At 55.1% G+C, this 20,708-nt stretch carries 18 protein-coding genes; 15 read left to right on the top strand and 3 right to left on the bottom strand.

What is annotated here, in order from left to right:
- Positions 1 to 341: 341 nt before the first annotated feature.
- Genes JW984_11460 through JW984_11450 form a run of 3 tightly spaced genes read right to left on the bottom strand, consistent with a single transcriptional unit; the run spans position 342 to position 3,827 of the window.
- Entirely contained in the window at positions 342 to 1,136 is a 795-nt protein-coding gene (locus JW984_11460) for a tetratricopeptide repeat protein (protein ID MBN1573803.1), read from the bottom strand.
- Positions 1,137 to 1,153: 17 nt separating this feature from the next.
- Positions 1,154 to 2,062 carry a DUF4292 domain-containing protein gene (locus tag JW984_11455; GenBank protein ID MBN1573802.1) on the bottom strand — a complete coding sequence of 303 codons (909 nt, stop codon included), beginning with the start codon at positions 2,060 to 2,062 and terminating at the stop codon, positions 1,154 to 1,156.
- The gene (locus tag JW984_11450) at positions 2,049 to 3,827 is read right to left on the bottom strand and encodes a tetratricopeptide repeat protein (protein ID MBN1573801.1); all 1,779 of its coding nucleotides are present in this window, start codon (positions 3,825 to 3,827) and stop codon (positions 2,049 to 2,051) included. Before JW984_11450 ends, JW984_11455 begins: the two co-directional genes overlap by 14 nt.
- An 807-nt stretch (positions 3,828 to 4,634) precedes the next feature.
- Between JW984_11450 and mraZ the strand changes: the two genes are divergently transcribed.
- From mraZ to ftsA, 15 genes are all read left to right on the top strand, one after another.
- Positions 4,635 to 5,066 (top strand): division/cell wall cluster transcriptional repressor MraZ, encoded by a 432-nt coding sequence (mraZ, locus tag JW984_11445; GenBank protein MBN1573800.1) that lies wholly within the window; start codon positions 4,635 to 4,637, stop codon positions 5,064 to 5,066.
- An 18-nt stretch (positions 5,067 to 5,084) separates the two neighbouring features.
- On the top strand, positions 5,085 to 6,041 hold the full coding sequence (gene rsmH, locus JW984_11440) for a 16S rRNA (cytosine(1402)-N(4))-methyltransferase RsmH (GenBank protein ID MBN1573799.1): 957 nt from the start codon (positions 5,085 to 5,087) through the stop codon (positions 6,039 to 6,041).
- A gap of 1 nt (position 6,042) precedes the next feature.
- Complete coding sequence (locus JW984_11435) at positions 6,043 to 6,402, top strand: hypothetical protein (protein MBN1573798.1); 360 nt, start codon at positions 6,043 to 6,045, stop codon at positions 6,400 to 6,402.
- The gene (locus JW984_11430) at positions 6,380 to 8,167 is read left to right on the top strand and encodes a penicillin-binding protein 2 (protein ID MBN1573797.1); all 1,788 of its coding nucleotides are present in this window, start codon (positions 6,380 to 6,382) and stop codon (positions 8,165 to 8,167) included. The genes JW984_11435 and JW984_11430 overlap by 23 nt, the downstream gene beginning before the upstream one ends.
- Positions 8,168 to 8,169: 2 nt before the next feature.
- A complete protein-coding gene (locus JW984_11425; GenBank protein MBN1573796.1) occupies positions 8,170 to 9,687 on the top strand; it encodes a UDP-N-acetylmuramoyl-L-alanyl-D-glutamate--2,6-diaminopimelate ligase in 1,518 nt (505 codons plus the stop codon).
- Positions 9,680 to 11,137 (top strand): UDP-N-acetylmuramoyl-tripeptide--D-alanyl-D-alanine ligase, encoded by a 1,458-nt coding sequence (gene murF / locus JW984_11420; GenBank protein MBN1573795.1) that lies wholly within the window; start codon positions 9,680 to 9,682, stop codon positions 11,135 to 11,137. The genes JW984_11425 and murF overlap by 8 nt, the downstream gene beginning before the upstream one ends.
- A 70-nt stretch (positions 11,138 to 11,207) precedes the next feature.
- Entirely contained in the window at positions 11,208 to 12,296 is a 1,089-nt protein-coding gene (locus JW984_11415) for a phospho-N-acetylmuramoyl-pentapeptide-transferase (GenBank protein ID MBN1573794.1), read from the top strand.
- 12 nt (positions 12,297 to 12,308) lie between these two features.
- Positions 12,309 to 12,674 (top strand): hypothetical protein, encoded by a 366-nt coding sequence (locus tag JW984_11410; GenBank protein ID MBN1573793.1) that lies wholly within the window; start codon positions 12,309 to 12,311, stop codon positions 12,672 to 12,674.
- Positions 12,671 to 14,086, top strand: a complete 1,416-nt coding sequence (gene murD, locus JW984_11405) for a UDP-N-acetylmuramoyl-L-alanine--D-glutamate ligase (GenBank protein ID MBN1573792.1) — start codon at positions 12,671 to 12,673, stop codon at positions 14,084 to 14,086. Before JW984_11410 ends, murD begins: the two co-directional genes overlap by 4 nt.
- Positions 14,083 to 15,219 (top strand): putative lipid II flippase FtsW, encoded by a 1,137-nt coding sequence (gene ftsW, locus JW984_11400; GenBank protein MBN1573791.1) that lies wholly within the window; start codon positions 14,083 to 14,085, stop codon positions 15,217 to 15,219. The genes murD and ftsW overlap by 4 nt, the downstream gene beginning before the upstream one ends.
- Positions 15,216 to 16,292, top strand: a complete 1,077-nt coding sequence (gene murG / locus JW984_11395) for an undecaprenyldiphospho-muramoylpentapeptide beta-N-acetylglucosaminyltransferase (GenBank protein ID MBN1573790.1) — start codon at positions 15,216 to 15,218, stop codon at positions 16,290 to 16,292. Before ftsW ends, murG begins: the two co-directional genes overlap by 4 nt.
- A complete protein-coding gene (locus tag JW984_11390; GenBank protein ID MBN1573789.1) occupies positions 16,292 to 17,701 on the top strand; it encodes a UDP-N-acetylmuramate--L-alanine ligase in 1,410 nt (469 codons plus the stop codon). The genes murG and JW984_11390 overlap by 1 nt, the downstream gene beginning before the upstream one ends.
- A gap of 31 nt (positions 17,702 to 17,732) precedes the next feature.
- Positions 17,733 to 18,632, top strand: coding sequence for a UDP-N-acetylmuramate dehydrogenase (gene murB / locus JW984_11385; GenBank protein MBN1573788.1), 900 nt, complete (start codon positions 17,733 to 17,735; stop codon positions 18,630 to 18,632).
- Complete coding sequence (locus JW984_11380) at positions 18,629 to 19,429, top strand: FtsQ-type POTRA domain-containing protein (GenBank protein ID MBN1573787.1); 801 nt, start codon at positions 18,629 to 18,631, stop codon at positions 19,427 to 19,429. Before murB ends, JW984_11380 begins: the two co-directional genes overlap by 4 nt.
- A gap of 51 nt (positions 19,430 to 19,480) precedes the next feature.
- Complete coding sequence (gene ftsA / locus JW984_11375) at positions 19,481 to 20,707, top strand: cell division protein FtsA (protein MBN1573786.1); 1,227 nt, start codon at positions 19,481 to 19,483, stop codon at positions 20,705 to 20,707.
- Position 20,708 lies beyond the last annotated feature (1 nt).

Raw genomic sequence — 20,708 nt, 5'->3', positions numbered from 1 at the left:
TCGACCGGGAGTCTTATTCTGTCATTCCCAACTTGACCGGGAGTCTTATTCTGTCATTCCCAACTTGATTGGGAATCCAGAAAGATATTGATCTGGATTCCCGTTTTCACGGGAATGACATATTTTGGATTCCGTTTCCCAAAGGGATGATATTTGTTGGATTCCCGTTTCCCAAGGGGATGACATATGCTGGATTCCCATTTCCCAAGGGAATGACGGACTGGGATTTTGTATTGATATTAACGACCCCGGCATCCGTTGAAAAAACCGCTCTCCGCTTGCGGCTGCGATCGAGTTTCCCCCATAAATCCCAATCGGCGGAGACGGAAGGGGAAGAGAGTCTACCCGCCCGAGTCGGCCTTTTCGACCTCCTTGACGTGACGCTCTATCACCGTGCACCTTTCACCTTTCTTTTCGCACATTTCCAGGGCCTTTTTCAAAAGCTTCAAAGCTTTTTTGTTCTCGCCCATCTTATGCAATATCCAGCCCTTTGTGTCCATCATTGCGTAGTTTTCCGGTTTTTCCTTCAGGGCCTCGTCGATGAGCTTCAGGGCCTCGTCGAGGTTTTCCCCCTTCTGGGCGTAGCAATACGCCAGAAAGTTGTTCACGTCCGATTTCGAGATTTGTTTCTCCGGCAGGGGGTCCTTCTGGTATTCTTTAATAAAGATGATGAACTCGTCCGTGACCTCGAGCATCTGTTTTTCGAGGCCGATGCTGTCGTATATATCGAGCATGGCGTTATAGGACATAAGGATTACTATTTTTGCCTTGTCCGGCTCGGCCGCCTTTGCGTTCTTTCCCCTCTTCAGCGCTTCGGAGAAATGGATCAACGCCTCATTGAAGTTCGAGACATGGAGATAACACTGCCCTATACGCATCTGAATCTGGCCTATCAGTATATCTTCTTTGGGGTGGTTATCGGTTACGATCTTGAGACCCCGATCGTAATACTCCGCGGCGCCGAGATAGTCCTTTGCCTCGTAGAGGTTATCTCCCCACGTCAGGCAATCTTCAAGGCTCTGAAAGGCGGAAGAGGTTGCCGGCAGACAGAAGAAGACGACGGCCGCGATAAGGGCGACTATTACTGCGCTTTTCTTTTTACCAAGGTATGTGTATTTATGGGTTTTTATTCTCACTTTTTCCTCCAAAATAGTTATTCTACAGGCGTCCTGTCGAAGTTGATGATCGTCTTGTCCACATCTATCTCCTGCACACCGTGGGGCGGTGTCATGGAAAAACGGGACTCCTCGATAAAGGCGTTCAGCTTTACATCCTGGTATTCTATCTCGATTTCGACGAAGACCAAATCGCTCGGCACCCTGTATTTCAGGTTCATTGGAAATACGTGGTTATCGATCTTTCTGAAATCGGAGAATGTTCCGTCGATAATGAGGTTGTTGTATCTGTCGTAGAGCTTCATCCCGGTTACGAAGAATGTCCTGGCGTCCACGGTAAGATATGCCATGCCGCGGGTGGGGTCTTCCGGCATGACGGTCAGCGTATATTCCTCCTTTTCGAGGTCAAGGGTCATCTTCGACGGGAAGTATTTGGAGTGGTCCATCTTTCCCTGAACGATCTCCACTATGTCGGCGGATTTGAAGGGGAGCGGGACTATCATGGAAAGGTTTTTTTTTGAGGCGAGCCCGAAATAGAACCGGTTCTCGAGAGGGGAATATATGTAGATTTTCTTATTGTCAGTCGCCAGGAAGAGTACGGTCTGTCCCACGGGGCCGAGACTTTCGAGCCTCAAGTAACCTGGCCTCTTTGCGAGGATGATCTCGGTAATCCTGTACTTTTCGCTTTTAGATAAAACGGAGATTTCCGCCACCCCCCGGATTGACTCCAAGACGCCGTTTGTCTCCTTGACCTTGCTGAAAAGTTCTCCTGTGCTGTTTACCGGCACCAGGGGGATATCGAGCCTCGTCTTGTTCGCCTTTTTGGGCTTTGATGTTGCGCAGGACAGCAGGACAAGCATGATCGAAACGGAAATGACAACAGCAGGGGCCGCCCTCAAACCTCTCCTCAAGAAGACGACTCCCTCTGCACCTTTAAATAAGGTCATCTATCTTCTTTCCCTCTTTTAGATATTCTATCTTCTTCTTCAATGTCTCTATCTGGTGATCCAGGTAGCTCTTCAGGTCCATTTCGAGAGACTTCTGATAGATGGAGAGGACCTCGTCGTCGTTCATTCCCAGTCGATACTTGACATCGCCGAGGTGCTCGTTTATCATCGGGTCGTCGGGGGACAGGGTGAGGGCGCGCTTTATCTCTCTCAGGGCGTCTGCATACCTTCCCTTTTTATAATAGACCCATCCCAGACTGTCCACAATATAACCGTCGTCCGGCTCCAGAGTCAGGGCCTTTATGATCAGCATTTCGGCCTCGTCCAGGTTTATACCCATATCGGCGTACGTATACCCGAGATAGTTCAGGGCGTCGGCATTCTCCGGGTCTCTCTCTATCACCTTCTTCATTACATCAATCGATTTCTTCTGATTCCCGGAGCGCTCCAGGACGGCTCCGTAATAGAAAAGGTGGTTTATGGATTCAGGGTCGAGATTTACTGACTTCTCGATGGATTTGATCGACTTTGCGTATTCCTTCTTGTTCAAGTACAAATTGGAGAGGATGTGATAAAGATTTGCGTTTTCCGGCTCCAATTTCAGGGCGCGGTTTATCTCCTTTATCGCCCCGTCGTAATCCCCTTTGTCCTGAAGGATATAGGCTATCTGAAACGCGGAGTTGGAGAAGTACTCGGATGTTTCCGGGATCTTCCTGAATTCCTCAAGGGCTCTGTCGTTCTCCTCTATTTTGGTTAAACATATCGCCAGGTAGTATTGTACTTTGTCATTCGTGGGGTCGTTTGTAAGGACCGGCTCGAACTCGTCGATGGCTTCCTTGTATTTCTCTATTTCAAAATAGATAAGGCCCATCTTGGTTCCTATCTCGTCCTTTTCGGACCCGTAGAGCTCCATCTTCTTGAACTCGGCGACCGCATCTTCAAGACGGTTCAACAGGATGTATATCTTGGCGAGCCTGTTTCTAAGCAGGTTGTTGCCGGGATACTTCTTTAAAATGCTTATGTATTTCTTGGCGGCGCTCTCGTAATCTCCCCTGTCTTCGTAGAGCAGGCCCAGGGCGGCTATGGCGGACTCATATTCGGGATCGTATTTCAGCACCTTTATAAAGTAGTCTTCGGCCTGGTCGTAATTATTTCTGTAAATCTCGATCTTTCCGATGTAAAAGTAGATGTCGGGAGATTTAGGGTCTATCTTCAGGTATCTCTTGAGAACATCTATCCCTTTATCGAATTGCTTGGCTTCCACATAGATGATGGACAGCTTCAAGTAGTTATCCTTGTCCTTCGGATTAAGCTCTATGATCTTATCGTATCCCTCCGCCGCCTTTTCGACGTTCCCCTGGCTCGCGTATATCTCGGAAAGGAGCTTTATTATCTCGATATCATCGGGCGAAAGGATCAGCGCCATCTCCGCTTCTATGAGCGCCATGGCCGGCTCGCCGTTGGTCATGTAGAGCCTTGCGAGCCCGTAATGTAAATCTGCGCTCTTGGGGTTGTATTCTATGGCCTTCTTGTATTCCTTTATCGCCCTTGGTATGTCACCGTTCCAGGCCGAGACCTGGGCCGCTATAAAGTAGTATTCGGATATCGCCTCCGAAGAGGTGAGATCGCTGGGCAATGAGGTGATTTCCCCTGAAACCGGTTTTGCCGTCTTGATGGTGGAACAAGAGACCGTGAAGATCAGAATCGAAAAGAGGATCAAGGTCAGCGGGATCGATATGACACACTTTCTTATATATTTTTGCATTGGGCTTTTACCTCCTGGCGCTCCGTTTATTGTTTGTATCTTATCCGCTTGTCTAAGATATTGTATTGTTAACAGTATATCAAAACAACCCGGTATCGTCAAAGGATTTTTAATCATCGTTGGTCGATGCGGTTACTCCATATTTAAGCGAAAAGCGGAGGTTCTTATTAATCTCGTTTGTGATCATGGTCGCCGGTTTAAGGGAGTGACAGTTTTTTAGCTGTGGACTGTAATTATTCTGAAAGGTGAAAAGTAAGAAAACGTTTTCCATAGCCCGAAAGACATTTCCATACCGTTTTTGCACTCAGTGTCCTTGATGAACATATCTCGAAGGAATTTCATACCTGTCTCTTTGAGAAAGCGCCGAGGCGCCTTTTTAAATGAAAGCGGCCATAAATGGGCAAAAAATGAGAGAAAATCCTCTAATTAAAGGCGCAAATATTAAAAAATACAGTAAAAAAATACATTTTTCTTGACACAGCCCCCAAACAAGTCTATAGTTTACAAGAGGGTGGGATAAAGTGGCATAGAATGGCAGAAAGGGGAGGATGGGGCCATTAATAAATAGGTAAATCGGCTTCATGTGGGGTCAGTGGAGACGGGTGGATCGGGTTTAGTCGGTTGGGGGGAGTCGGGCGGGGAGGAGGGTGGGGAAATGTGGGAATGGGGAGAATCGAGGTTCCCGGGATAGCGACGGGAGAGGTCTCTCTGCCTCCGACTTTCGTTGTGCCGGCTCAAATTGCGAAAAGCCGGGGGAGGAGGTCGTTAATCTTAAGTGTCTGAGGGTCAGGGAGGGATTTACACGAGATGTTTCGGGGCAACTACGAGCATACCATAGACCAGAAAGGGCGGTTGAGCATACCCTCGAAGTTCAGGGATCTGCTGAGGGAGAACTACGACGAAAAGCTGATCGTCACCCGCCACGAGAATTGTCTCGTGGGCTATCCGGAAGAGGAGTGGATGAAGGTCGAGAGGAAGATGGCGGTTCTCCCCCAGCACAACAAGAACGTCATCGCCTTTCAGAGGTTTTTCATATCTTCCGCGGTGGAGTGCCCCGTGGACAAGCAGGGGAGGATTCTCATTCCGCAGTACCTGAGAACCCACGCGGAGCTCGACAAGGAGGTGATCCTGGCCGGGATGATAAACAGGATCGAGTTCTGGAACAAGAAGAGGTGGGATGAGGGGATGAAGGATACAACGGAGAGGTTCGGGGAGATCGGTGAAGATCTCGGGATTTAGCCTTGGACATTGACCCTTATGGAGGAAGAAGCTCGACATAAACCCGTAATGGCAAGGGAGGTAATCGAGTATTTGAGACCGTCTGACGGCGGCGTCTACTTCGATGGAACGGTGGGGGAGGGGGGCCACGCCTGGGCGATTCTCGAGGCCTCGGCGCCGGGCGGCCGCGTCATCGGCGTCGACCTCGATTCCGAGGCCGTTAAGACGGCCGCGGAAAGGCTCTCTCCCTGGGGTGAGAGGGCGATAGTCAGGCACGGAAACTATAAAGACATAGTCGACATTTTGGTCGCGGAGGGAGTATCGAAGGTGGATGGGATCCTCCTTGACCTGGGGCTCGGGTCACACCAGCTCTCTTGTGCGGAGAGAGGATTCTCGATCGAGGGCGGAGGCCCCCTCGACATGAGATACGACACAAACGTGGGATTAAACGCAAAAGAGGTGGTCAACCGCTTCCCCCAGCGGGAGCTCGAGAGGATATTCAGGGAGCTCGGCGAGGAGAGGAGGGCGAGAAGCGTGGCCAGGGCGATCGTAAACGCGAGGGGGAGGGGGGAGATCGGTGACGCACTTGAGCTTTCGAGGATAGTGGTGAGGGGTGTGGCGGGAGGGTCCAAGGGGTGGAAAAAGATACACCCGGCGACGAGAGTCTTCATGGCGCTGAGGATTTACGTGAACGAGGAGCTCAGAAACCTCGAGGAGTTTTTGCCTGCGGCGATGACACTGTTAAAGGAGGGGGGGGTAATTGTAATAGTCTCGTTTCACTCGCTGGAGGACAGGATAGTCAAGAACGCCTTCAGGAAGTTCTCGGAAAAAGGGGGCGCAGGAGGTAGGTATGAATTGGGGGTTGAGCCGGAGGGGCGGTTGAAAGAGCCGTTGTTGACTATTTTGACGAAGAAACCTGTAACACCGACTCAGGACGAGGTGAGGGAGAACCGGAGGGCCAGGAGCGCAAAGCTGAGGGCGGCAAGGAGGATCTAAGGTGGGAATTGAGACGTTGGCGACAGGGAGGATAATCAGGGTGGAAAAGGACAAGTCCGCCCGCCGGGAGAGTATCGTCAGGCTCTTCGGCGTCTATATCCTATGCGCACTCTTGTTCGCCGTGTCTCTCTTTCTCTTTCTCTTGACGAGGGTTGCGGTGGTCACGATTAACTACGAGATGATCGACCTATCGGAGAAGCGGGACATACTCCTCAAGGAAAACAGGGAGCTGAAGATACAATATGAAACCGTAATCACGCCCAAAAACCTCGAGCGGATGGGAGGAGAGCTGGGATTAAATTATCCGGGACAATCACAGCTGATGCCCGTGAGGGAAGATGGTGAAGATACAAAAAAATAAAGATCGAAGGAAGATCAACGGAGAGAAATGGCTTCGGTTCAGGTCGGGAGTCGTCCTCGTCATCTTCCTTACGTTCTTCCTTGTCATCATCGCAAGGATAACAAACCTCATGCTGATAAACGGGGGCACCCTCTACTCTTACGCCGAAAGGCAGCATAGGGTGATTTCGACCTTTGTAACGAGGCGGGGAAATATATGCGACGTGAACGGCCAGAACCTGGCCGTAAGCGTGGAGATGGAGTCCGTCTGCGCATATCCCGGAGAGGTCAAGGATCCAGAGAAGGCGGCAGACCTCCTCTCCGGGATCTTGCCGATCGAAAGGAAGCTGGTACTGAAACGGCTGAAGGGGGAAAAGAGCTTCGTGTGGGTAAAGCGTCGGGTCTCTCCGTCGCAGGCGAAGAGGATTAAGGATCTGAAACTCGACGGGGTAGGATTTGTCAAAGAGGATAAGAGGTTTTATCCCCACAGGACGCTGGCCTCTCACGTGGTTGGATTTGCCGGCATCGATTCCCAAGGACTGGCCGGAATCGAATACAAGCTGGACGGCGATTTGAAGAGCACGAAGAGTCATTACATAGCCGTCAGGGACGCCAAGGGGGAGAGGCTCTTCGGGACCGACCTTTCCGAGACCGACGCCCTGAGAAACTGCGACGTGACGCTGACGGTGGACGTCTGGGCGCAGTACATAGCCGAGCGGGAGCTCAGATCCGCCGTCAGGGGGAGCTATGCGCAAGGGGGGGTCGCCATAGTGATGAACCCCGCCACAGGCGAGATTCTGGCGATGGCAAGTTTCCCGGAATTTGACCCGAACATCTTCGAGAGATACCCCAAATCGTCGTGGCGGAACAGGGCGATCTCCATGAACTTCGAGCCGGGCTCCACGTTCAAGATATTCCTCGTCTCGTCCGTCCTGGAGGATGAGATTGCGGGAGTTGAGGAAACGCTTTACTGCGAGGGGGGCGGCTACGAGGTGATGAACACGATGTTTCACGACCACGGCGGGAGTTTCGGCATGTTGTCGGTATCGGACATCGTCACCTACTCCAGCAACATCGGGGCGATAAAGCTCGGCATGAAGCTCGGCAAGAAGAGGTATTTCGACTACCTTACGATATTCGGGTTCGGCAAGTCGACCGGGATCATGCTCCCGGGGGAGGAGAGGGGTTTTATTCCTCCCGTTTCATCGATCAACGAAGTCGATCTTGCGGCCCTCTCCTTCGGGCACGGGCTTTCGGTAACGCCGATCCAGCTTATCACCGCGGCGGCGGCCATCGCCAACGGAGGTTTTTTGATGGAGCCGCATGTCGTAAAAAGGATCACCAGGAGTGACGGCGATACCGTCTACGAGGCGAACCCGAAGATAGTCAGGAGGGTGATGGGCGACGAGACCGCCAAAAAGGTGAGGGAGATAATGCTAAACGTGGTCGAGTCCGGCACGGGGGGTGGCGCTAAGGTGCCCGGCTTTTCCGTGGCGGGTAAGACCGGAACCGCCCAGATATTCGACTCCGACACGGGGACATATTCCGAGACCGAGTTCATCGCCTCCTTTGTCGGGTTTATACCGTCGGAGGAGCCGAGGCTCGCTATCCTCGTTGTGGTGGACAGGCCTAAGACCAACTTCTACGGCGGGAGCGTGGCGGCGCCGGCGTTTTCGAAAATAGCGGCCGATACGATGAGATACCTTAAAATATATCCGGAGGAGATGCTGAAAAGGGGGGACGAGATCAGGAAGAGGGAAAAGACCGATCTCTCCCCGCTGATGTAGAGATGAGGCTCGATAAATTAATAGAGGGGGTCAAGACCGTGAAGGTAACGGGCGATACCGGGGTGGAGATAGGCGGGATCTTCTACGATTCGAGGGAGGTCATTCCCGGGGGGCTCTTCTTTGCGGTTCGCGGCCTCAAGACGGACGGCCACAACTTCATCGACGACGCCGTGGCGAAGGGGGCCGCGGCCCTCGTGGTCGAGGAAGACATTGCGGTTTTCGGCGTGACCACTGTTCGGGTCCCAGACACGAGAGCCGCCATGGGGTACTTTGCGGACAGGTTCTACGACCACCCCTCGATGGATCTGAAGCTGATAGGAGTCACCGGGACGAACGGGAAGACCACCGTCTGTTACATCGTGGAGGAGATCATCAGAGCCGCAAATAAATCTCCCGGCGTCATCGGGACGATCGACTACCGCTACTTAAGGAAATCGATCGTGCCTCCCCACACGACCCCGGAGGCGGTCGATCTGTTAAAGTTAATGCGGGAGATGGTCGAGGGCGGCGTGACCTTTGTTGTGATGGAGGTCTCCTCCCACGCGCTGGACATGAACAGGGTGGACCAATGCATGTTTGACGCGGCGGTCTTCACGAACCTGACCCAGGACCATCTCGACTACCACGGGACGATGGAGGAGTATTTCGAGAGCAAGGCGAGATTCTTCACGGAGCTTGTCGGCAGGGAGAAGGAGACGGTGAGCGTGATCAACATAGACGACCCCTGGGGGAAGAAGCTATTGTCGAGAATCGATGGGAGAATTGTCACCTTCGGCCTCGGCAAGGGGGCGGACATATATCCAAAGAGCTTCGAGTCGGACACGGGGGGTGTGAGGGGGGAGATTGTAACGCCAAACGGGTCGTTTAATTTCAACAGCAACCTTTTGGGCAAGCACAATATATATAACATCCTGTCGGCGGTCGGGGCTGCGCTGGGCGCGGGAATAGGGATGGACGCCGTGAGGCGCGGGATAAACGGGAGAATCACCGTCCCCGGGAGGCTCGAAGCGGTGGATCGGGGGCAGGATTTTCTGGTGTTAGTCGACTACGCCCACACGGACGACGCCCTGAGAAACGTCATCTCGACCCTGAAGCCCTTGACCGAAGGGAGGCTCATTACGCTTTTCGGGTGCGGCGGGGACAGGGACAGAAACAAGCGGCCCAAGATGGCCGCCGCCGCGGTCGATCTCAGCGACAAGGTGATCGTCACGTCCGACAACCCGAGGACGGAGGAGCCGGACAAGATCATAGAGGACATATTGAAGGGATTTGAAGGGGCGGAGATTCAAAAGGTCGATCCGACCCACGGGGTTTTTGGTGGCAAAGATAGGGCCTATGTTGTGATCCCGGACAGGAGGGAGGCGATCGCCTTTGCCGTCTCCGAGGCGGAGAAGGGCGACATACTCCTCATCGCCGGGAAGGGGCACGAGGACTACCAGATAATCGGGACGAAAAAATACCCCTTCGATGACCGGATCGAGGCGGAAAAGGGGCTGATGAAGAGGGGGAAGGATGGTTAATTCCGCCCGGATAGAGCTTTTTGGAAGAGATGTGGCAAAGCTTTTTCTCGGCGCCGAAGATTGTTCAAGGGGGGAAGGAGACAAACTCGATAGTATCCGCTTTTCGGGCGTCTCGACCGATTCGAGGACGGCGGGGGAGGGGGAGCTCTTCTTCGCCCTCGTTGGGGATAATTTCGACGGCCACGACTTTGTGGTGGATGCGGTCAAAAGGGGGGCGGCGGGAGTGGTCGTTGAAAAGAGTTATAAATCAAAGCTCTCTCGGGAGCTGGGCGAAAAGGGGAAGGGAGTCCCCCTGATAGCGGTCTACGACACACTCTACGCCCTTGGAGAGCTGGCGAGGTTTCACAGGGGGAGGATGAAGGCGAGGGTCGTGGGGATCACCGGTTCCAACGGCAAGACCACTACCAAGGAGATAACGGCGAGCATCGCCGAGACGAAGTTCGTCACGAGAAAGAGCGAGGGGAACTTCAACAACCTGATAGGCCTCCCGATGATGCTCCTCGCAACAAAAAAAGAGGACGAGGTCATTGTGCTGGAGATGGGGATGAACGTGCCCGGCGAGATGGCAAGGCTCTCCGAGATAGCGGGCCCCGAAATCGGGGTAATAACGAACATCGGCCCCGTTCACCTGGAGGGGGTGGGGTCGATCGAGGGGGTGATCGAGGAGAAGGGAAGGCTGGTCGAGTCGCTCCCCGAAGACGGCACGGCGGTGATCAACGGAGACTGCGTCTACTGCCGGGGGCTGATAGATAAAATCAAATCCAGGGTAATCACTTTCGGGATAGAGGGGGAGGCGGACGTCACGGCGGTCGACGTCGAGGATATGGGGGGCGACGGGATAAAGGCGAAGTTTATTATCCCCAGCGGCGCGTTTCATGCAAGGCTCAAGATTCCGGGGATACACAACATTAAAAATGGACTGGCCGCCGCCTCGGTGGGGGTTGCCCTCGGGATACCGGCAGACGACATCAAGACCGGCATCGAGGCGATAAAGCCTATGAAGATGAGGATGGAGATGATAATGACCGGGGACGGCGTGGTTATATTAAATGACAGCTACAACGCCAACCCGGTGTCGATGAAGGCCGCGATAAGTTTTCTGGCCGGCGAGGCAAGGAGAAAGGGGGGGAGGCTGATTGTCGTCCTCGGCGACATGCTGGAGCTCGGCGGTTACACAATACAGGGGCACGAGGAGGTGGGGATGGAGGCGGCGAAGCTGGGGGCGGGCTATCTCTTCGCTCTTGGAAACAACGCCGTGGACATCGCCAGGGGGGCGGGGGAGAGGGGGATGCCCCCTGAGAGGATATTCACCTACCCGGTTGGGGGTCACGAGAGGCTCATCGAGGATCTTATGGGGGTCATCGGGCCGAAGGACAGGGTGCTGGTCAAGGGCTCCAGGGGGATGAGGATGGAGATCGTTGTATCGGGGATTTCGTCCCCTGCCGCTTAGAGACCTGTAATGGAGATTTTTTAAAAAAACTGTTTAGCGATTCAAATAAAATGTCAGAAAGGTGGATTAAATGATTTATCATCTCTCGATCTGGCTTTCGAGCCTCTACCCGAATTACGCCTCATTTTTCAACCTCTTCAGATACATCTCGTTTCGGTCGATCTACGCCGCTCTAACGGCGCTCCTGTTGTGCCTGATTCTGGGGCCGTGGATCGTCAGGAAGCTGTCGGAGCTTCAGGTCGGGCAGCCGATCCGCGACGACGGGCCCTCCACCCATCTGATAAAGGAGGGGACGCCAACGATGGGGGGGCTTCTGATTATCGCCTCGATGACGGTCTCGGTCTTTCTGTGGTCGGACATCACGAATTTTTACGTAATACTCGTGATGATAGTGACCCTCACCTACGCCCTGATTGGATTCATAGACGATTACCGGAAGCAGATCAAGAAAGACTCCCGGGGACTCCCCGGCAGGTACAAGCTCTTCTGGCAGATCATGGTGGGTATCCTGGTGGGGATTATGCTCTACCTCGCCCCGAACTTCAACACGGAGCTCGCCGTGCCCTTCTTCAAGAACATCAGGCCCGACCTTTCGTGGTTTTACATCCCCTTTGCGATATTCATCATTGTGGGGACGTCAAACGCCGTGAACCTGACGGACGGACTGGACGGGCTGGCGATAGGGCCGGTGGTGGTCGTCGCAACGACGTACCTCTTCTTCTCATATTTTACGGGGAACATAAAGATCGCCGACTACCTCCTGATTCACTACGTTCCCGGAACGGGGGAGCTTGCTATATTCTGCGGGGCGATGGTCGGGGCGGGGATGGGCTTTCTGTGGTACAACTCGTACCCCGCCGAGATATTCATGGGGGACGTGGGGGCGTTGTCCCTCGGTGGGGCTATCGGGACCGTCGCCGTCGCCACGAAGCACGAGCTGCTCCTCGTGATAGTGGGGGGACTCTTTGTCATGGAGACGCTCTCGGTCATCTTTCAGGTCGGCTTTTTCAAGCTGAAGCAGAGACGCATCTTCAGGATGGCGCCGCTGCACCACCACTTCGAGCTATTGGGGTGGCCGGAGCCGAAGATAATCGTAAGGTTTTGGATAATATCTATTATATTGGCGCTTTTGGCTTTAAGTACTTTAAAGATAAGATAATGGAGGGGAGCAATGGCTTATCGTCCTCACGATCTTGACCGGGACGTCGAGGCCTCAAGGCTGAGCGTTGCGATAGAGGAGCTCGATCTCTCGAGCTTCGGCGACGCCCTCGTTCCGGCGGAAATCGTTGATGTGGTGGAGGGGGGGATTGTCCTGGAGAGCAAAAGGGAGTTTCCGCCCGGGATCCTTTTAAGGATCGATTTCTATCACGTCTCCGGGAACGGAAGGGAGACGGCGGCCGACGAGGTCGTGATGTTCGGTCACGTCAAAGAGTCCCGCGAGATCATAAAGGACGGCGTCTATAGGATGTGCGTCGTCTTTAAGAGGCTCAAGAGGGACAATTTCGGGGAGATTGCAGAGGGGATAGGGGCGGTGTGACGACTATGGTTTCGGGAGGAGACGTAGATCTCTTCCTGTCCGGGGGGGAGGTTCCTGCAATCAACGTGCTTGTGGTCGGGGGCGGAGTTACCGGTTTCGGCACGGCGCGCTTTTTGGCCGGAATTTCGAAGGGCGGCGCACGCATCACGCTGTCCGACGCGGGCGATCTTCCCGGAAAGGAGGAGGAGTTAAGGGAGCTTGAAGAGTTCGGTGTCTCTCTGGAGCTTGGGGGGCACAGGGAGGAGACTTTTGTAGAGAGCGATCTCATCATCGTAAGCCCAGGGGTTCCGCTCTACATAGATGAGATCGCAAGGGCGATGGAAAAGGGGGTCAGGATAATGGGGGAGCTGGAGCTGGCGTTCAGGTTCATCGAGGCGCCGATTTTGGCCGTCACCGGGACGAACGGCAAGACCACCACAACGGCGCTTTTGGGGGATATCTTGATAAACTCGGGAATAAAGGCGATCGTGGGCGGAAATATCGGGGATCCGCTGGTCAATCTGATCAAAAAATCGAAGGAGGCGGATTACGTCGTCGCGGAGGTGTCGAGCTTTCAGCTGGAGGCGATAGAGAGCTTCAGGCCCCACGTTGGGGCGCTCCTAAACATCTCCCAAGACCACCTCGACCGCTATCCAGGCTACGAGGAATATATTGAAGCGAAGATGAAGCTGTTCATGAACCAGTCAGATACGGATTGCGCAGTTCTCAACGGCGACGACCCGATAGTATTGGATATGGCCGAGGATATTGCCGGCAAAAAGATATTCTTTTCGAGGGAGAGGGAGATACCGGGAGGGGTTTATTTAAAGGGGGAAAAGATCGTGTGCGAGGCCGGAGACAGGCCCTACACGTACGACCCGACTAAATATTTTCTGACTGGGGTGCACAATATAGAGAACATCATGGCCGCCCTGGGCTCCGCCGCGGCCGTGGGGGCCGGGGGGGAAAGGGCGGACGAGGCGATGGCGAGATTCAGGCCGGCCTCCCACCGTCTGGAGCATGTCTTGACCTTTGAGGGAGTTTCGTTCTATGACGACTCGAAGGCCACCAACGTCGGGGCGGCGCTGAAGTCGATAGAGAGCTTCGGGGGGAATATCCACCTCATCATGGGGGGAGTCGACAAGGGAGGGAGCTACGCGCCCCTTATCCCGGCGGTGGTGGAGAGGGTAAAGGCGCTCTATCTCATAGGGGATGCGAGGGAGAAGATCAAGGAGGAGCTTGGCGGGATTGTGCCGACAATGACGGCTGACGGCATGGAGGGGGCCGTATCCCTGATCGGGGAGCGGATCGAGCCGGGGGACGTGGTCCTTCTGGCTCCGGCCTGCTCCAGCTTTGACATGTACGACAGCTACAAACAGCGGGGCGAGGATTTCAAGAGGATAGTAAAAAAACACTTTGGGAGGGAAGGTTGAACGGAGAAACGGAAAGATACGACAGGGTGCTTCTGGTCTTGACCATCGTTCTGGTCATCTTCGGGATCATGATGGTCTTCTCGGCAAGTTCCGTGGTCTCGTTTAAGGAGTCGGGAAACGCCTTTCGTTATTTCATTCGGCACATGATCTACTGTGTGCTGGGCTTTGTCGCAATGTCGGTTATGATGCGCATCGACTATCATATCCTCAAGCGATTCGTCTACCCGATCCTCCTGGGGAGCCTCGTGTTGCTCCTTTTAGTTCTTGTTCCGGGGGTGGGAAAAGTCATCAACGATTCGAGGCGCTGGATAGGTTTTATGGGGCTTACCTTTCAGCCCGCGGAGCTGGCCAAGCTTACCCTCGTTATATATCTGGCCTATTCCCTGACCAAGAAGGACGAGAAGATAAGGACATTGGCGGTGGGCTTTATCCCACACATCATCCTCCTTGCCATAATCGCCGCCTTCATCATGATGGAGCCCGATTTCGGGGCGGCGGTTACCGTCGGTGTTATCGTCTTTATAATGCTCTTTATCGCCGGAGTGCGCTTTTTATACATATTTATATCGGGCGTCGCCGCCGTGCCGGTGATCCTCATCGGACTCAAGAGCGCCCCCTACCGCTGGGATCGGATAACGGCCTTTTTGGATCCCTGGGCCGATCCGAAGGGGGCGGGTTATCATATAATACAGTCCTTTCTCGCCTTCGGATCAGGCGGTTTCGTGGGAACCGGTCTGGGCGGGGGGACGCAGAAGCTGTTTTACATTCCGTATGCGTATTCGGATTTCATCTTTGCGGTAATCGGAGAGGAGCTGGGCTTTTTCGGGGCAGTCCTTATTGTCGTGGCGTTTTCCGTGTTCGCGGTCAGGGGTTTCAGGGCGGCGAGACTCGCTCCGGACCTCTTCGGGACGTATCTGGCCATGGGGATAACGTCTTTGATCACGCTCGAGGCGATAATGAACATCGGGGTCGTGGTGGGGCTTCTTCCCACAAAGGGGATGACTTTGCCTCTTTTGAGCTACGGGGGGTCGTCCCTTCTGGTCACCATGACCGCCGTGGGGATTCTCCTTAACGTCTCTGGCCAGGGAAGGGAGAGTATTGTCTTGGACAACAGAAAAGTGGGTGTAAGGTGAAGGTCGTAATTGCGGGGGGCGGCACGGGGGGGCATCTATTTTCGGGTCTTGCGGTTTACGAGAGGCTTATGGAAATGGGGGGCAACAGCGCCTATTTTATAGGGACGAGGGACGGAATCGAGGCGGAGATTCTTCCAAAGATGGGGCTTGACGTCTCGTTTATCCCCGTCTCGAAGTTCCGCAGAAGCGGGATCAGGGCGAAGGCCGTCTCTCTTCTCCTTATCCCCGCTTCCGTCCTCTCTGCCTTGAGATACATCTTAAGGATAAGGCCGGACGTGACGCTGGGGGTGGGGGGCTTCGCATCCGGGCCCACGGTCTTGGCCTCGATATTGAGAGGGATACCGACCGCCGTGATAGAGCAGAACTCGGTGGCCGGATTTACCAACCGCCTTTTGGGGAGATGGGTAAAGAGGGCCTTCCTCGGCCTTCCGGGGGCGGAGGAGGCTTTCCCCCAGGGGATCGGTCTCTTCACCGGGAATCCGGTAAGGAAGTCTCTCTTTGACATACCGCCCGTCGATGAAAAGAGGGATTCATTCTGCGTCCTCGTCTTCGGCGGGAGCCAGGGGGCGAGGAGGATAAACGAGCTTGTCACCGATTGTCTTGAATGGCTCAGAGATTACCGGGAGCGGATCGAATTCATCCACCTCACCGGCCCCAGCGATTACGCCTGGGTAAAGGATAAATACGACAAGAGCGGAGTAAGGGCGGAGATATACGACTTCAAGGGCGACATGGAGTCCCTCTACAAGAGGGCCGATTGGGTAATCTCGAGGTCGGGGGCGATGACGGTGTCGGAGCTTTCGGCCGCAGGAAGGCCGTCGCTTTTGATTCCGTACCCCTTCGCCGTGGACGACCATCAGGCGAAAAACGCCCAGTATCTTGTCGATGCGAGGGCCGCGGTGATGTTCAGGCAGGAGCGGCTTTCCGGAGATAAGATCGCCGAGATGATAATCTCGGCGATGTCGGAGCGGGGGGAGCTTTCGAGGATGGGAAGGCGCGCGAGGGAGGCGGCAAGGCGCGACGCCGCCGAGGCGATAGCAAAAGACCTTTTTGACTTGGTCGGTGAAAACTGATGGCAAGATCGAAAACGGATAAAAAGGGTGGAGGCTACAGAGGCTTTCACAAGGTCCACTTCATCGGGATCGGGGGGATAGGTATGAGCGGGATAGCCGAGGTCTTGATAAATCTCAACTACGAAGTCTCAGGCTCCGACCTTAAGAAGGGGGAGATAACAGAGAGGCTTAAAACCCTGGGGGCGGTGATCCACTATGGCCACGCCGCCAAGAACCTCACGGATGCGGACGTGGTGGTGGTGTCCAACGCCGTTAAGAGGGACAACCCCGAGGTGGTGGAGGCGGAGGCGAGGAATATCCCCGTCATACCGAGGGCTGAGATGCTGGCGGAGCTCATGCGGATGAAGTACGGCGTGGCGGTCGCCGGAACCCACGGAAAGACCACCACGACCTCGATGATGGCCACCGTCTTCGGAGTGGGGAACCTTGACCCAACGGTCGTTATCGGGGGGAAGCTGGATTACATCGGCTCCAACGCGAAGCTGGGCGAGGGAGAGTTCTTGGTCGCCGAGGCGGACGAGAGCGACGGCTCGTTCCTCATGCTTACCCCCACCATCGCCGTTGTGACAAACATCGAGGAAGAGCACATGGATCACTACGGGAGCCTCGAGGAGATAAAGGGGGACTTTACGACCTTTATAAACTCGATACCCTTTTACGGCCTCTCGGTACTCTGCCTCGACAACGAGAACGTCCAGGCGATAATACCGGAGGTGAAGAGAAGGTTCGTCACCTACGGTTTTTCCCCCCAGGCGGATTTCTACGCCACGGGGGTGACCTTCGAAGGGCTCAACTCCACCTTTACGGTCAACTACAGGGGTGATGTCTGGGGCGATATTACCCTCCACATGCCGGGCGCCCACAACGCCCTTAACGCCCTCTCGGCGGTGGCTGTGGGGATGGAGGTGGGACTCGACTTTGGGACGATACAGGGGGCGCTCTCCGGCTTTACCGGCGTCCACAGGCGGTTTCAGGTAAAGGGGGAGGCGGCCGGGGTTACGGTCGTCGACGACTACGGCCACCACCCGACTGAGATAACCGCGACCCTGAAGGCCGCCAGGAACTTCTGGAAGGGGAGGGTCGTTGCGGTCTTTCAGCCCCACAGGTACACCAGAACGAGGGACGCCCACGAGGGATTTCTGACCGCCTTTTTCTCGGCGGACGTCCTGGTGATGACCGATATTTACCCCGCGGGGGAGGAGCCGATCCCCGGAATTACCGGGCAGCGCCTCTTCGACGAGATCAGGGAGCGGGGGATGCGCGATACCCACTTCGTCTCGGACAAGGAAGATCTTCCGAAGGAGCTGATGAAGATCATAAGGCCGGGGGATCTGGTGATTACGCTTGGGGCGGGGGACATCTTGAGGGCGGGCGAGAGGCTGTTGGAGCTTCTCGATAAAAAGCAATAGAGACGAAAAGCGTTTTATATGCGGGGACGTTTTGGATATAGAGAAGACAGTCAGGGGGGAGGTCAGGCGCGGTGAGAGGATGGAATTCCATACCACCTACGGGATCGGTGGGCCGGTCGACCTCTTTATCGTCCCCGCGGATACCGATGACCTGGCCGCGGCGGTTAAGTATCTGGCCGGGGCGGGGATACCGGTATTCCCGCTGGGTATGGGGAGCAACGTCCTCGTCTCAGACTCCGGGTTTCGGGGGGCGGTGGTGTGTTTGAGGGGGATGAAGAATATAAAGGAAGCGGGAGAAAACAAAATCTTTGCGGAGGCGGGCGTTCCCCTCTCGCAACTCGTGGAGAAGGCGGCATCCAAGGCCCTCTCCGGCCTCGAGTTCGCCTCCGGGATTCCGGGAAGCGTAGGGGGGGCGGTGGTGATGAACGCAGGGGCGTACGGTGCGGAGATGGAAGGCGTGATCTTAGAGGTTACCTTCGTGGAGAAAGGGGGCAGTGTGAAGACGGTAAGTAGAAAGGATATGGACTTCCGGTACAGGCGACTCGTTATGGGGGAGGGGGAGATCGTGTCGAGCGCACTTTTTTTGCTCAAACCCGATAAAGAGGAGGCCGTCAGAAGGAGGATGGGCGAGAACAACGAGAAGCGGAGGGAAAAACACCCCCTGGGCGCCAAGTCAGCCGGATCGGTCTTCAAGAACCCGAAGGGGCCGGGGAGCGAGCCCGCGGGAAAGATAATAGAGGGCCTGGGCCTCAAGGGGAAGAGGATCGGCGATGCGGAGGTGTCGCCCCTTCACGGGAACTTCATAGTGAATCTTGGAAAGGCCAGCGCAAGAGATGTTCTGGAGCTTATCAATATTATCAGAAAAAGGGCGATGGAGGAGAGGGGGATAGACCTCCAGCTCGAGGTAAAGGTTCTGGGGGAAGACCGATGAACGTGGATCTGAAAGACATGGAGCCCTCGGAGTTCACGAGGAAGAAGCATGAGAGGCGCGGCGGGGAGAAGGGGGGGCGCTCGCTCATGGCGTCGTTTTTTAGGATATTTGTCTTTCTCCTTGTAATCTTCGGGGCCGTCTCCTTCTTCTTTGCGGGCCTTCCCAGGATCAAGGCGAAGCTCTTCGGGTCGGACTATTTCAGGCTGGAAAGGGTGGACATCGTGGGGGTTGTAAGGGCTGACAGGGGAGAGATAGTCAAGGCTGTCAACGTGGAGGCCGGGGGGAGCGTCTTGAAGACCGACCTCGCCGCGATAAGGGACAGGGTCGAAGAGGTCTCCTGGGTCAGGGAGGCGGAGGTGATACGGGAGCTCCCCGCAAGGCTCGTAATAAAGGTCAAGGAGCACAACCCAGTGGGGATTGTGGAGGTGGATGGGGGCTTTCTCTTCGTGGACGAGGACGGGGAGACGGCCGTGATAGACGAGGAGGTCCGGGGCTATCCACTATTCTCCGGTTTCAAGACGAAAGAAGAGCTGGTATACGGGGCGGGTCTTGTCGGCATGTTGATGGATGAGGGGATCGTCGGGGAGAATTCGATAAAGAGCGTCAGGTATGACGACATCATGGGATTTGCCGTGTTGACGAGGGGGGGCGTCCGCCTTCGATTCGGGGGGCCGCCCTTCGAAGAAAAGGTAAAGAGATTATCCATCGTCCTCTCCGATGCTATGGGGAGGGGGGAGATAGAATATATTTATTTGGATGTCGAAAACAGCGTTGTGGTCGGGAAGGGAAAATCTTAGACGATGTGAAAATGTAAGGTTCACAAGAAAATTATAAGGAGGTGATTTGAGATGTCGTCAAACGAAAACATTTTTGTGGGGCTCGATATCGGCACGACGAAGATATGCACGATTATCGGGGAAAATGTCGGCGGCGATGTTGAGATCATCGGGATAGGAAGCGCCCCCTCCAAGGGACTCAGGAAGGGGGTTGTCGTAAACATCGAGAGCACGGTGAATTCCATCAGGAAGGCGGTGGAGGAGGCCGAGCTTATGGCCGGAGTGGAGCTCAAGACCGTCTATGCCGGGATCGCCGGGGGACACATCAAGGGATTTAACAGCCACGGAATAATCGCCGTAAAGAACCGGGAGGTGTCGGAGGGGGATATAAAGAGGGTGATAGACGCCGCGAGGGCGATAGCCATTCCCGTCGACAGGGAGGTGATTCATATCCTCCCCCAGGAGTATATCGTGGACGATCAGGACGGGATTCAGCAGCCGCTGGGGATGAACGGGGTAAGGCTAGAGGCGAAGGTCCATATAGTGACCGGGGCCGTGACGTCCGCCCAGAACATCATCCGCTGTGTCAACAGGACGGGGATGGACGTTTCGACCATAGTTCTCGAGCAGCTGGCGTCGGCGAAGGCGGTGCTTTCGGAAGACGAGAAGGAGCTGGGCGTGGTGATCGTGGACATCGGCGGCGGCACAACGGACGTTGCGGTCTTCTCCGAGGGGAGCATAAAGCACACGATGGTGATAACGCTGGGCGGGAACCACCTGACCAACGATATCGCGGTGGGGTTGAGGACGCCGATGATCGAGGCAGAGAGGATAAAGAAAAAGAGCGGGTGCGCCATGGCTTCTCTTGTGGACAAGGACGAGACGATCGAGGTTCCCTCCGTAGGCGGAAGGAAGCCGAGGATTATCTCCCGCCAGATATTGGCCGAGATAATAGAGCCGAGGGTGGAGGAGATATTGTCCCTAGTGCAGCGGGAGGTGGCAAGGAGCGGTTACGGCGACCTCCTCGCGTCGGGCGTGGTCTTGACGGGAGGCTCTTCCCTCTTGACCGGAATTGCCGATATGGGGGAGCACATATTTAACATGCCGGTCCGGGTGGGCTACCCAAGGGGGATAAGCGGGCTTGTCGATCTGGTCAACAGCCCCATGTACGCCACCGGTGTGGGACTCGTCCTCTATGGCTCCGCCAACGGCGGGAGTGCCCGCTTCAAGGTCGGCGACGGGAACATCTTCGGCAAGGTGACCGAGCGGTTCAAGGAGATTATCAGGGACTACTTTTAAG

The organism is Candidatus Zymogenus saltonus, from assembly GCA_016929395.1.
GTDB classification, from domain to species: Bacteria; Desulfobacterota; Zymogenia; order Zymogenales; family Zymogenaceae; genus Zymogenus; species Zymogenus saltonus.
This window is presented reverse-complemented; position numbering and strand designations above follow the sequence as displayed.

Bases quoted from the DNA above. Each gene is read 5' to 3' on its own strand.
- murF (MBN1573795.1), top strand. From the start codon at position 9,680: ATGGTTAATTCCGCCCGGATAGAGCTTTTTGGAAGAGATGTGGCAAAG.
- JW984_11410 (MBN1573793.1), top strand. From the start codon at position 12,309: ATGGCTTATCGTCCTCACGATCTTGACCGGGACGTCGAGGCCTCAAGG.
- ftsA (MBN1573786.1), top strand. From the start codon at position 19,481: ATGTCGTCAAACGAAAACATTTTTGTGGGGCTCGATATCGGCACGACG.
- JW984_11430 (MBN1573797.1), top strand. From the start codon at position 6,380: ATGGTGAAGATACAAAAAAATAAAGATCGAAGGAAGATCAACGGAGAG.
- JW984_11455 (MBN1573802.1), bottom strand. From the start codon at position 2,062: ATGACCTTATTTAAAGGTGCAGAGGGAGTCGTCTTCTTGAGGAGAGGT.
- JW984_11425 (MBN1573796.1), top strand. From the start codon at position 8,170: ATGAGGCTCGATAAATTAATAGAGGGGGTCAAGACCGTGAAGGTAACG.
- JW984_11450 (MBN1573801.1), bottom strand. From the start codon at position 3,827: ATGCAAAAATATATAAGAAAGTGTGTCATATCGATCCCGCTGACCTTG.
- JW984_11415 (MBN1573794.1), top strand. From the start codon at position 11,208: ATGATTTATCATCTCTCGATCTGGCTTTCGAGCCTCTACCCGAATTAC.
- rsmH (MBN1573799.1), top strand. From the start codon at position 5,085: ATGGAGGAAGAAGCTCGACATAAACCCGTAATGGCAAGGGAGGTAATC.
- mraZ (MBN1573800.1), top strand. From the start codon at position 4,635: ATGTTTCGGGGCAACTACGAGCATACCATAGACCAGAAAGGGCGGTTG.
- JW984_11380 (MBN1573787.1), top strand. From the start codon at position 18,629: ATGAACGTGGATCTGAAAGACATGGAGCCCTCGGAGTTCACGAGGAAG.
- JW984_11390 (MBN1573789.1), top strand. From the start codon at position 16,292: ATGGCAAGATCGAAAACGGATAAAAAGGGTGGAGGCTACAGAGGCTTT.